The organism is Nostoc mirabile CHAB5784 (assembly GCF_020829645.1).
GTDB lineage: Bacteria > Cyanobacteriota > Cyanobacteriia > Cyanobacteriales > Nostocaceae > Nostoc > Nostoc mirabile.
On record NZ_JAIVFS010000038.1, the window covers coordinates 65398 to 77889 of the forward strand.

The 12492-nt window shown below is 43.1% G+C and carries 10 protein-coding genes; 7 read left to right on the forward strand and 3 right to left on the reverse strand.

Annotation, left to right across the window (positions count from 1 at the left end):
- The first annotated feature begins 328 nt into the window (after nucleotides 1-328).
- Nucleotides 329-757, forward strand: a complete 429-nt coding sequence (locus LC653_RS22990; protein ID WP_229497043.1) for a hypothetical protein — start codon at nucleotides 329-331, stop codon at nucleotides 755-757.
- Between the two features lie 466 nt (nucleotides 758-1223).
- Here LC653_RS22990 and LC653_RS22995 read toward each other — a convergent pair whose 3' ends face one another.
- Nucleotides 1224-1361, reverse strand: a complete 138-nt coding sequence (locus tag LC653_RS22995) for a hypothetical protein (protein WP_229497044.1) — start codon at nucleotides 1359-1361, stop codon at nucleotides 1224-1226.
- A gap of 103 nt (nucleotides 1362-1464) precedes the next feature.
- Between LC653_RS22995 and LC653_RS23000 the strand changes: the two genes are divergently transcribed.
- From LC653_RS23000 to LC653_RS23025, 6 genes are all read left to right on the forward strand, one after another.
- Complete coding sequence (locus tag LC653_RS23000; RefSeq protein ID WP_229497045.1) at nucleotides 1465-2823, forward strand: APC family permease; 1359 nt, start codon at nucleotides 1465-1467, stop codon at nucleotides 2821-2823.
- Between the two features lie 135 nt (nucleotides 2824-2958).
- Nucleotides 2959-3618, forward strand: a complete 660-nt coding sequence (locus LC653_RS23005; protein ID WP_229497046.1) for a class I SAM-dependent methyltransferase — start codon at nucleotides 2959-2961, stop codon at nucleotides 3616-3618.
- Nucleotides 3619-4529: 911 nt separating this feature from the next.
- On the forward strand, nucleotides 4530-5339 hold the full coding sequence (locus LC653_RS23010; protein WP_229497047.1) for an SDR family oxidoreductase: 810 nt from the start codon (nucleotides 4530-4532) through the stop codon (nucleotides 5337-5339).
- 332 nt (nucleotides 5340-5671) lie between these two features.
- A complete protein-coding gene (locus LC653_RS23015) occupies nucleotides 5672-7075 on the forward strand; it encodes a glycoside hydrolase 100 family protein (protein WP_229497048.1) in 1404 nt (467 codons plus the stop codon).
- Between the two features lie 416 nt (nucleotides 7076-7491).
- Nucleotides 7492-7794 (forward strand): hypothetical protein, encoded by a 303-nt coding sequence (locus tag LC653_RS23020; protein ID WP_229497049.1) that lies wholly within the window; start codon nucleotides 7492-7494, stop codon nucleotides 7792-7794.
- A gap of 104 nt (nucleotides 7795-7898) precedes the next feature.
- On the forward strand, nucleotides 7899-8366 hold the full coding sequence (locus LC653_RS23025) for a hypothetical protein (protein WP_229497050.1): 468 nt from the start codon (nucleotides 7899-7901) through the stop codon (nucleotides 8364-8366).
- A 57-nt stretch (nucleotides 8367-8423) separates the two neighbouring features.
- Here the strand turns inward: LC653_RS23025 and LC653_RS23030 are convergent, their stop codons facing one another.
- Nucleotides 8424-8606, reverse strand: coding sequence for a hypothetical protein (locus tag LC653_RS23030; protein WP_229497051.1), 183 nt, complete (start codon nucleotides 8604-8606; stop codon nucleotides 8424-8426).
- Nucleotides 8607-8795: 189 nt separating this feature from the next.
- Nucleotides 8796-11825, reverse strand: a complete 3030-nt coding sequence (locus tag LC653_RS23035) for a UPF0182 family protein (RefSeq protein WP_229497052.1) — start codon at nucleotides 11823-11825, stop codon at nucleotides 8796-8798.
- Nucleotides 11826-12492: the final 667 nt, after the last annotated feature.

The window sequence follows — 12492 nt, forward strand, 5'->3', positions numbered from 1 at the left end:
ATGATTATCGCTGGATAAGCCTATTTTCCGAACTTGTAGCTACAAGCGATCGCATTAAATAAACTTAAATTAGATTACTAAGTATAAAATTTACGATTTAGCAAGCTGTTGTTGCTATAGACCTTATAAGCGTCTAAGGCTCAGATTTCCAAATCGAAAAATTAAGTAGACCTATATATTAGTGTCACAACGAAAGAGTATATTCTTAAATTTGCCCTGTAGATAGAGGAATATCCTGAGTAAGGTTGATATATTTAAATGTTTAAGTGGTAAGAATATTTGACTACAATTAAGATATTAACTTGGTATTTTTATAAGCTTTGGCAGTATGAATGTGGAATTTTTTAACAGGATTCCTTTGATGCCTTTAGTATTACTATGGCTGGCTTACACTCTCCTGGGATGGTATCTTGCTGCTCATCATATTATTTGGTTAGTAGGAGCTTTTGTCGCTGCTATGGTTATAGCTGTAGTGCGGAAAAGTATTTCTTGGTTAGAGCGTTTAGTTGAATTTGGGTCTAAAATTTTAGCTGTTATATTATTTTTAAGTATATCAATTGCTTTTGTAGCAACTTGGTCGCTATTATTAAGGCTTTTTCTCACACCCTTAGCAACTACGCTTTTAGCTGATTTGGAAATGCGCTTTTCTGGCTTCAACAAGCTAGATTCATTTTGGATTTTAACAGTCATAGCAATATTAGGTTTGGTGATTGGCGAATTGATAGATATTTTACTTTTTCCCAGTAGCAGATACTAAAGGAGTAATGGGAAAAAGAGATTTTTGTTATTTATTGCGTAAGGGCGCACAGATGTGCGCCCTTACTTAATCTGAAGTTTTAAGTAAGTCGGCGCAAATAAAGCTAACTGGTGTTCGCGTAGCGTCTCCGACAGGAGAAGGCTGTCATTTGTCATTTGTCCTTTGTCATTGGTAAGGGTTTCAGGTGTATTTACTTTTCGTAATATAGTTCTGTTTTTTTCCACCGACTTACTTAAGCGATCGCTATCTCTAACTATTTGATAAAATAAGCACGATTATCTACTATTAGTCAATCATTCTCTAGGTGACTATAAAATCCCACTCACGGAAGACGTTTTATTAAGTCAGATTTTTTAGCCTATTACCAGAATTAAGACAAGCTAACAATGTAAATACTTCTGAAAAAAATCGGAGGTAGATGGGGGCATTTGGGCCTTAACAGCGAACTGGGACATAGTTCCTTGTTTCACATTGAGTTGCCATTGTTTTGAAAAGCATAGATATTGTCTAACACGAGAAATTGAAGCGATCGCTGTAGAGAGATTGCTCTGAATGTGGCGAGATGGATATTCCCGTTTGCAGGCATATCACTGATGATTGTCATTTTTGAGTCACATTTGTTTTGAACCATAGAGATATAGGTAAAACAGTGCAAAAAAGATGAAACAAAGCGGCGAGTCCCCACTCAACACTAATAAGGAAGTAATGTGAGTAGACGTAAAGACTACAGTTTGCTTCAGCAGTCAGCAACAACAGAAGTGGCAGCACCTAAGCCATCGCTAAGATTACCAGACGCAGTGGCTCTGATTGTCGGTATTGTCATCGGGGCGGGGATTTTTGAAACCCCGGCTTTAGTGGCAAATCAAGCAGGTAGTGATATTGATGTACTGCTTTTTTGGTTAATTGGTGGTGTGGTATCTCTGGTAGGAGCGCTGTGCTATGCAGAGTTGGCGACAGTCTATCCCGACGTTGGTGGTGCTTACTATTATTTGAAACGTGCATTCGGGCAAAGAGTCGCCTTTTTATTTGCCTGGGCGCGGATGACAGTGATTCAAACTGGTTCCATTGCTCTGTTAGCATTTGTTTTTGGCGATTATGTTTCTCAGATATGGCGGCTAGGAACGTTTTCGTCTTCTATCTATGCAGCCATAGCGATCGCACTTTTAACTGCTTTGAACATCATCGGTTTGCAGCAGGGTAAGTGGACACAAAACTTGCTCAGTGCTGCGAAAGTTCTGGGTTTATTACTGGTAGTAATTCTTGGGCTTACCGCCATTCCTAATTCTGCCGCACCTGTGGAATCTGCATCATCAGGAACCTGGGGACTGGCGATGGTGTTTGTGTTGCTCTCTTACGGCGGTTGGAATGAAGCGGCTTACATCTCGGCAGAAATTCAAGATGGACGACGTAATATAGTGCGATCGCTAATGTGGAGTATTGGCATCATCACTGCTATTTACTTACTAATCAATTTGGCTTACCTGCGGGGACTGGGATTAGCAAACATGGCCCAGTCAGAAGCAGTAGCCGCAGATTTAATGCGCTCTCTTTGGGGCGCACCAGGAGCCTTGTTTATCAGTGTATTGATTGCGATCGCTACTTTGGGAGCAACCAACGCCACAATTTTTACCGGAGCGCGGACTAATTTCGCACTGGGACAAGATTTTTCGCTATTTGGTTTTATGGGACACTGGCAACAACGTTCTAGTAGTCCTACCCATGCCTTATTGTTGCAAGGTGCGATCGCCTTAGCACTGGTTTTTTTAGGCACGCTCACCCGCAAAGGCTTTGAAACAATGGTGGATTACACCGCCCCGATATTTTGGTTCTTCTTCTTGCTTTCCGGGATATCACTACTAGTATTGCGAATCCGCGAACCCCACATAGTGCGCCCATTCCGTGTGCCATTTTATCCTTTCACACCATTACTCTTTTGTGCCGTTTGCGCTTACTTGCTTTATTCCAGCTTGGTTTATACAGGTGTGGGAGCAGTTGCAGGTGTTTTAGTTGTCGCAGCAGGTATCCCCCTGTTGTTCTGGAATAACTATCGCCAAGGTAGGACTTAATACAATTTTGGATTTTGGATTTTGGATTTTGGATTTTGCAACCTAAGCTTCACACTATAAGCAATTCAAAATTCCATGACTATCAGTTGTTTTACTAACTATTAACCACAAGCTACTGAATCAAGGAGAAAATTGATGAACTTCAAAAAAATTCTGTTTTTACTGGTTACAGGGGTTAGTATTACCAGCTTGGGAATTGCTGGGTGTACACCGCAACAACAAGATTTGGAAGCCGGGACACAACCTTCTACTTTGACGGGTCAGACCGAAACCGAAATACCAGCTGCGACAACTCCCACAACTCAACCACAAGAACGCCCCGGCGATGTTCCCTATGTACCTACACCACAGCCAGTGGTAGATGCAATGTTGAAAGTGGCAAAAGTAGGTAAGAATGATTTACTTTACGACCTTGGTAGCGGTGATGGCAGAATTGTTAATACTGCGGCACAAAAGTTTGGTACGCAGGGTTTTGGAATAGATATTGACCCCCAACGCGTCAAAGAAGCTAATGAAAATGCCCAGAAGGCAGGAGTAACCGATCGCGTGCGGTTTGTGCAGCAAGACTTGTTCAACACTGATTTTAGTAAAGCAACAGTAGTTACACTTTACTTGCTGCCTGAAATCAACCTCAAACTTCGTCCCAAGCTATTGAGTGAACTCAAACCTGGTACTCGCATTGTCTCCCATGCCTTCGATATGGGCGACTGGAAACCAGATCAGACGCTGAATGTAGAGGGCAAAACTATTTACTATTGGGTAGTTCCTGAAAAAGTGCCAGCGAATTTGCGCTAGAGACTAATACCATTGCCCCTAAGATACCTCAAGAAAGGTTTTGCACAAGCAAAACCTGTCCCTCTCCTTAGTAAGGCTACGGTGTACACACAAGTCTGAAGTTGTTCTTTGAATCTGGGTTTTACCCCACCCTAACCACTGCTTGAATTCAATCAACGATACCTCCAATTCAATAAATGACCACCCGAAATCAATAAACGACCACCCGAATTCAATAAATGACCACCCGAATTCAATAAACGACCACCCGAATTCAATAAACGACCACCCGAATTCAATAAATGACCACCCGAATTCAATAAATGACCACCCGAATTCAATAAACGACCACCCGAATTCAATAAACGACCACCCGAATTCAATATATTTATTGCATAAACTCTCAAAACCTCACCCCAAACCTGATTTACTAAGGTTTTAGCTTTAGTTTTACCCCACCCTAACCATCACTGCGATTAAGGGCGTTGCATATTTGCGGGATGATTTTGCTAGTTTTGTGGGATGGGCATCTTGCCCGTCCCTTGTATTTCAGGGCGGGCGAGACGCCCACCCTACAAGAATCATCCCTTGATTCAGCAACGCCCGATTAAGTAGGTAATCTTTGGGATTTAAGAAGAAATTCGACTTGTGTGTACACGGTAGCCTTAGTAAGGAGAGGGATGTCCTTTCTTGACAGGGTGAGGTTTTAGAGGACTTTTGGGTAATCGTATAACTTGTGTTTACACCGTAGCTCCTTGGCAAGGAGAGGAGTTGGGGATGAAATGTACTTCATGCAAACGAGAACCTTTATCTTTTTAAATTACCTCTATTGGGGGTTGACAACAGCAAATTTAGATGTGCTAAAGAATAATCTAAAATCCAAAATTTTTTGACTAGTGCAAATTCAAGTAAGGGCAGCTTAGGCAGGAAATATGATAGGGTTAAAAGGAAAGAATGCTTTAATTACAGGTGCAACTTCAGGTATCGGTCAGGCGATCGCTATCAGACTCGCTCAAGAAGGGTGCAACATCGCCATCAATTACCGCTCATACCCCGAAGCTGCGGCAGACACGGAAGAGATGGCATTGCAAAAAGCCTGCGGAAATATCGATAATTGTGGTGTGAAGTCGCTATCGGTTCAGGGAGATGTCTCCCAAGAATCAGACATTGTTGAGATGGTCAACACCGTAGTAAAGGAATTTGGCAGTTTAGATATTCTAGTTAACAATGCTGGCATTCAAACAGAAAGTCCATCCCACGAAGTTACCACAGCAGACTTTGACCGGGTAATTGCAGTCAATCTCCGGGGTGCTTATCTCTGCGCCCGTGAAACTATTAAACACCTCCTGTCTGTTAATCGTCCGGGGGTGATTATTAATATTTCCAGCGTTCACGAAATTATTCCGCGACCGATGTATATCAGTTATTCCATTAGCAAAGGTGGTATGGAAAACCTGACCAAAACTTTAGCATTGGAATATGCCAAGCAACGTATTCGTGTCAACGCCATTGCCCCCGGAGCAACAGTCACGCCAATAAATCAAGCCTGGATAGATGATCCTGAAAAAAAGGCGATCGTGGAAAGTCACATCCCAATGGGGCGTGCTGGCACCTGTGAGGAGATGGCAGCCGCAGTAGCTTTTTTAGCTTCGGATGAAGCCGCCTACATCACTGGACAAACCCTATTCATAGATGGTGGATTGACTCTATATGCTGACTTCCGAGAAAGTTGGTCAGCTTGAGAAAGAGGCAAGGGAGCAGGGAGCAAGGGGCGACACTTCCGACCCAACTCTTGGAGAGGTTGCGCCAACGGTAGAGCTACGGGCAATGCAGAGCTACGTGAACACCCTGCCTGTTGCGTTAGCTTCCCGTATGGTACGATAACCACGCTTGGTTGTTGCGGGAGACTCAGACCCATGTTCTGCTCTGCTCCACAGCAGTTACTGATGAGGTCATTTCCCCCTGCCCCCTGCCCCCTGCCCCCTTCCCCCTGCCCCCTGCCCCTTCGTTGAGGTAAGGCTTGCGTACTTTCCACAATTGAGCCGATACATACCATTAGTGGAATTAAACGCCCATGACTAGCGCGATCGATAAGAACAGTCTGCTCGAAGCAGAAGCCTGGGAATTGTTGGAAGAGTCGATAATTTATTACCAGGGAAAACCCATTGGTACTGTAGCCGCCCACGATCGGGAGTCAGATGCACTCAATTATGACCAGTGCTTCCTCCGCGATTTTGTCCCTTCTGCATTGGTGTTTCTCATGCACGGCAAAGCAGAGATTGTGCATAACTTCTTAGTAGAAACACTGAAATTACAAAGTCATGAAAAGCAGATAGACTGCTTTGAACCAGGAGCGGGATTAATGCCTGCAAGTTTCAAAGTACATTCTAATGGGAATGAGGAATTTTTGGTCGCTGATTTTGGTGAGCAGGCGATCGCTCGCGTTCCCCCAATTGATTCTTGTATGTGGTGGATTCTCTTGCTACGCGCCTATGAAAAAGCTACAGGCGATTTGACTCTAGCGCGTCAGCCAGATTTTCAAGCAGGAATCAAGTTAATTTTGGATCTTTGCTTGGTACATCGCTTTTCCATGTACCCGACAATGTTAGTTCCCGATGGCGCGTTTATGATTGACCGTCGCATGGGAGTCTACGAACATCCTCTAGAAATTCAGGTGTTATTCTATGCATCCCTCAGGGCTGCTAGTGAATTGCTTTTACCAGATGGGGATGGCGATACCTACCTTGGCAAAGTCAATAGGCGATTGGGATCTTTGAAATATCATATCCGCAACTATTACTGGCTAGACCTGAAGCGATTGGGGGAAATTTATCGTTACAAGGATAACGAATTTGGTAAAGAAATTGTTAATAAATTCAACATCAACTCAGAATCAATCCCCAGTTGGTTGACCGAGTGGTTGCCCGAAACTGGAGGATATTTAGCGGGAAATCTTGGCCCGGGACGGATAGATTTTCGCTTTTTTGCTCTGGGAAATCTGATGGCAATCTTAGCTTCCTTAGCAAGCGTTAAAGAATCTCAAAGCATTATGAATTTATTTGCCCAACGTTGGCAAGACTTAATCGGCTATATGCCTGTTAAAATCTGCTTTCCAGCAATGGATGGTTTAGAGTGGAGAATTGTTACAGGATGTGATTCTAAGAACAGGGCTTGGTCTTATCACAACGGCGGTAACTGGCCCGTTTTACTGTGGTTATTTACTGCTGCGGCAATGAAAGCAGGTCGAACAGAACTTGCCCAAGCAGCTGTAGCCATTGCCGAAAGGCGTTTATTTAAGGATAAATTCCCGGAATACTACGATGGCAACAATGGTCGTTTGATTGGCAAAGAAGCCAGAATTTATCAAACTTGGAGCATTGCCGGATTGCTAGCAGCCAAAAAGCTGCTGGAAAATCCAGATTACTTGGAATTAATTAGCTTTGCAGAGGGTCTTGAAGGCCCAGGCTGTAGCCTGTAGATACTGATTGCCCCGCAAGGCTCTAAAGAGAATATGATTTAGCTATGTGATTATATAGGGTGTCTCTGCTAACTAGCTACACTGAAACAGCGATGCCTTACGGCAAGGCGCTTCTCTACCAGACGCTATGCGTAGCTTGCTTCGACCTAGGAATATAGGTCTACGCGAAACTGTTAGTCAGTATAAGTAAATAAATAGCAGAGTTGTGCTAGGTAAAATCCTGATCAACAGGTCGAGGCGATCGCACAGCCTATTTTCTACGAGAGCCTGAGCCAACGAGTTACCCTGCGTCTGAATCCTCTTCTCAAATACCCGATAACTGATACACTATATAGTAAGAGGTGTCTGAAGTGTCATACTTAGTAATATCACCAGATAGTCTTTGCATAATTAACACGTTTTAACGTGTATAAACCATGAAAAATACTTCAGATTTAATTCCAGAATTTGAAAAACTATTCAGACAAAAATTGCAACTAAATAATTGTAAACTTAGAAAGAAAAGACAAGAGAATAATTATGAAATTATTACTCCAGCTAAAGACATTTTTTTAATGTATTGGTCTGAATTCCCAGATGTTAACTTAATATATCAAGCTGTAGGGGTACGCACTCAGCAGACTGGGGTTTATGAACGAGCTATCCGCTCCCACATTAGTTCTAGTTTGAGTAGTATCCAGGAGAATCCTAGCTCTGAATCACCATTATTGGTGAACTAACTAATACTCAGATAACACACAGAATATTTACTAAGCTCTCGCCAGTTTTTATCATATAACTGACGAGAGTTGATCACCGAAAATCTGTTGATCAAGAGATAAAAATGCAATCCGAAAAAAATCAAGATCAGCTAGATTATAAAACTTTGTTAGCCAATGCAAAGCAAGCCTTAAAACTCGAATATCATAAATCAGCCGCTTTAGCGTCCCAACTGCAAGCCATAAAAACTCAATTAGAGCAAGTTCAAGCTGAAAACAAAACTTTCAGGGAGAGTGCTTACGAAGATGTAATTAAGCACTTCGAGGCGCGGACTCAAGCAGCAGAAGCACTAGCACTAAAAACAGAAGTCCGCCAAAGATTCCTTGAAGCCAATGGTTGCAACGATGATCAGAGCTTCGAGACTCTATGGAATAGTATTAAAAATAAGATTCAGATCCAAGATGGTGAAGTGAGAATCGTTGCTCAAAATGGCACTCCTAAATTCACTTTAACAGGCAGCATGATGACTTTGAGGGATTTTATTCAGTCCCTCAAACAAGACCCAATCTCTAGAAAGTTTTTCTACAACTAAAGAGCCAAATTCATCAAAGTCTATCGCTAGAGGCTGACTAAAGATTCTCCAAGAAAGCTATTCATCTTCATCTCCTGGCGGTCGTTCGCTCTCGCTTTGTTGGGAATCCCACTCCAAAATAATGCGTTCCAACATCTCAGACTGCGTACAGTTATTAACATGGGCGTACATTTTAATCAACTGCCTCACTTCAGGACTGATGTGGCGAATCTCTAGTTGGTTACTTTGTGCCATGTCCATTAACTTTTAGTGTCTATTACATTATATTGAACTAGTGAACTATGTCTGTTGCAATAAATTTTGTTAATAGATATCTTGCAAAAACTCCCTTTCGGGTGAGTATGTGGCAACCTTAAGTTTATACGAATTACGAATTACGTTAGCGCAGCGTTAGCGACGCAGGAGCGTCATTACGAATTACGAATTATTTTAACCTGGTGCGGCTGCTTCTTCAAAGGGACGGATAATTGCCGGGGCTGGCGTAATCTCTGGTTTAAAAATTGCCTGCAATGCTTGTTCTAAGGTTTGTGCCATGACAATCCGGTTTTCGTAAGCCACGACTACCCGCACCAAAGTTGGCAAGCTATTCTGTGTGGCTTCTAAATAGATTGGTTCGACATACAGCAGTGATTGCTCAATGGGAATGACTAATAGATTGCCTTGAATAGCTCTCGACCCCTGGCGATTCCACAGGGAAATTTGCTGAGAAATTACTGGGTCTTGGTTGATCCGCGCTTCGATTTGCTCTGGGCCGTAAACCAGGCGTTCTTTAGGAAAGACATATAGTACCAGCCTACCGTAGTTTTTGCCATCCGATCGCGCCGCTAACCAAGCAATTAAATTAGTCCGTTGTTTGGGAGTATAGGGCAGAAGCAGAATAAACTCTTCTCTACGAGAGGCTGCGCCAACAAAAGGTACGGTGGGTAAACTAGTAATCAAATAATACGGCTCTACTGGACGGGGTTCACTGCCATAGATTTCGTTGGGGATTTGCCACTGGTCTTCCCGATTGTAAAATACCTGGGGATCGGTCATGTGGTAGGTCATCAACCGCTCAGATTGAATTTTGAAGAAGTCCACCGGATACCGCGTATGACTGCGGAGATTGACTGGCATTGTACTGAGCGGTTTAAACATGTTGGGAAATATCGCTGACCAAGTGGCAATGATCGGATCGCTTGGATCAGCAATATAAAAGTTAACAGTACCGTGATAGGCATCAATCACTACCTTGATCGAGTTACGAATGTAATTGATACCATCGCTACCAGTGTCTGAGTAGGGATAGCGATCGCTCGTCGTGTAGGCATCAACAATCCAGTAAAGATAACTGGGATTGCTTGGTAAATCTTGATTAGCAGCAGCAGCTACTAAATAAGGGTCGCTGTCAAATTTGAGAAAGGGTGCGATCGCTTGAATACGTTGCTTCACATTTCGCCGGAACAACACCTTTGTCTCAGGCAAAAAGTCCCGTGTCAGCAGCATCTGCCAATCCTTCAAATAGATGGCAAATAGCCAGCGTCGCCATGCTGAACCGATTTCAACGCCACCCAGACCATTATAAGAGTTGTAAACATTGTCTCTACCACTGGGGTAGTCTAGCTCTCTAACTCTTGTGCCAGTCATCACATAAGTATTAGTAATCTCACCATAATAAATTCGGGGTTGCCCAATGGGAATACTGTCACGAATGGCTTCATTGGAAGTTGTGAGGGCGCTACTATTACCGCTAATATCTTTGACAAAATATTCTGGTAGCCCACCCGACCCAACTGTATTAACTGGGCTAACAGTAAACCCGAAACCGTGTGTATAAATTAAATGACGGTTAACCCATGTTTGAGCTTCCTGTGGTACAGCATTATAGTCTAATTCTCGTGCGGCAATCAGTACCTGCCGCCGTTCTGCTGACTCAGCTGGTTCCTGCTTAGGTTCTGGTGGCTTTTGGGGAGCAGATGGTCGGCGTGAAGTTACATCTGTTTTGAGAGTGTAGCGGTCAATATCGGCATCGGGGAACCGATAGTAGGGCCGAATTTGTTGCAGTTGACGGTTGGTTTCTAATAGTGGCCGCTCATCCCAAAGGCGAATATTGCGAATTGTCGAGTCATTCTTTTGAATATCAGCTTCAGTCAGTGTTCCTTGGGGGTTAAAGGTTCTGGCATCGATCGCTTCTAGATCGAATGCTTGGCGAGTCAAGGCGATAGTCCGCTGAATGTAGGGTTGCTCTCGTTGCAACTCATTAGGTTGAACAATTAAATATTGCACTACCGTAGGTAGAACAACATCAGTTGCTACAACTATTACTAAATAAACCCCTAACCCGTAAAATACCAAGGGACGATACTGAGATTTGCGTTTCCAGAAAAATGTTCGCCAAAGTAGGTAAAAGGCGATCGCTACTGCCAAGATGCACAAGACGGTGTAAGCTGGCAACTGGGCTGTCACATCCGTATAACTGGCCCCATAACTTACTCCACGGCTAGAATACACGAGTTCATAGCGACTTTGCCAATAACTCAGAGCTACTACCAGCATCAACAAGCCACCCATACCGTATAAATGACGCTGCTGCTGGGGCGAAAAACCAGGGAAAATCCCCTGACTCAAACTGTCAGCCGACAGTAGATAAGTGAGGGTAACGGCGACGAAGCCATACAAACATAATCCCATCAGCCAGAGTTCTAGCAGTTCCCAAAAGGGTAAGGAAAATACGTAAAAGCTGATATCTTTACCAAATAAAGGCTCAGTGCTGTTGAAAAGGGTGGAGTGGAAATATTGCAACACCTTTGGCCAATGTCGGAATAGGATGAAGGCAAAAATGGGACTGGAGAGAATTGCGATCGCGGTTAGTAAAAATTGGGGATAAATTAAAATTGCGATCGCTACTCCCCCAATTAAACCGAGATACCAAACATGAGAGACAATCTGCCTCAATAGTTGCCAGATTGTCTCTGGTCGGAATAGGGCGGGAATGGGTAAAATACCCTGATGAACTGGAGAATGCCAGTAAGAAACAGCAATTTGACCATAGTGAGCCAGCATTAACCCAATCAACAAACTTAGTACTAGAGTTAGGGGTAATAACCCGCGCAATCTCATTTTTTTAAAGCGTTGCGGCGCAAGTATCCGGGTTTCGTTGCGTCTTAGATAATGAGGACTGAGAAAATTTGTTAATTCACTGGTGAGTTCTGCTTCCTCACGCCTGACTTCCTCAATTTTCAAAGACTGGGAATATTTTAGCCGTTGTGCTAGAGCCAGATTTAGCACTAGATAGGCAGCAGTTACCCCAGCCACCACTACCCACAAAACACCACGAGTCACTAGCCTCAACAGAAATACTTGGAGATAGCCGACTTCCTGAAACCAAAAAATCTCTGCTCCCACGCGGGAACCCAAATCCAGGAGTAGCCACAGCCCCAAGAATACAATTAATAGTCTAAAGCCCCATTTCCAATACATTTGATTCACCATCATTGATCCTTAGAACTCGGTTGTTGCAGTTCAAGGCACGAAGTTCCGAGTTCCCAGCCTCAAGCTTGCTGAAAGGAACTGGCGTTTCTGAGGCGTACCTCGATTTTTTTATTAATTGCGTTAACAGTCATTGTAGGGGCACAACAATGTTGTGCCCTTACCAGGTGTTGCATGCCAACGCGAATTGATATTTATGACATAACACAGGGTTTTAAATCAAAAAGGGATATCAAACAGGAAATCTTGATCATCAAAATTATCTTGCGGGTTTTCTGGATCATCTGCCCAACGCTGGGGATTATTTAAAATATATTCTCGGATATTATCTATAGATTTTTGCTCTCTTCCAATGTGTTCATAAAAATTGCGTTGCCAAATTGATTGCCCTTTGGTCTGCCAAATTATATTAATGCGTTTGGTGACAACACCTTTATAGCTACGAATAACTGTAGAAATAGAACCACGTACAGTTTTAATCGATGATTTTTCTTTTCACCCATATACACAACGTAGGGGCACGGCATTGCCCATTGGTGTCAACTTAAGAAGATTTTGCCCAAATTTGTTGAGTGTAAGCGTCAATCTCTCGATGACGCTTACGCCTGGTTTTGACTAATCCAAAGAGTTTTTGATGTTCTACAAGATAAGGAACAAC

Coding starts and splice junctions, on each gene's coding strand:
- LC653_RS23020 (WP_229497049.1), top strand. CDS start 7,492: ATGAAAAATACTTCAGATTTAATTCCAGAATTTGAAAAACTATTCAGA.
- LC653_RS22995 (WP_229497044.1), bottom strand. CDS start 1,361: ATGACAATCATCAGTGATATGCCTGCAAACGGGAATATCCATCTCGCC.
- LC653_RS23010 (WP_229497047.1), top strand. CDS start 4,530: ATGATAGGGTTAAAAGGAAAGAATGCTTTAATTACAGGTGCAACTTCA.
- LC653_RS22990 (WP_229497043.1), top strand. CDS start 329: ATGAATGTGGAATTTTTTAACAGGATTCCTTTGATGCCTTTAGTATTA.
- LC653_RS23005 (WP_229497046.1), top strand. CDS start 2,959: ATGAACTTCAAAAAAATTCTGTTTTTACTGGTTACAGGGGTTAGTATT.
- LC653_RS23025 (WP_229497050.1), top strand. CDS start 7,899: ATGCAATCCGAAAAAAATCAAGATCAGCTAGATTATAAAACTTTGTTA.
- LC653_RS23030 (WP_229497051.1), bottom strand. CDS start 8,606: ATGGACATGGCACAAAGTAACCAACTAGAGATTCGCCACATCAGTCCT.
- LC653_RS23035 (WP_229497052.1), bottom strand. CDS start 11,825: ATGTATTGGAAATGGGGCTTTAGACTATTAATTGTATTCTTGGGGCTG.
- LC653_RS23015 (WP_229497048.1), top strand. CDS start 5,672: ATGACTAGCGCGATCGATAAGAACAGTCTGCTCGAAGCAGAAGCCTGG.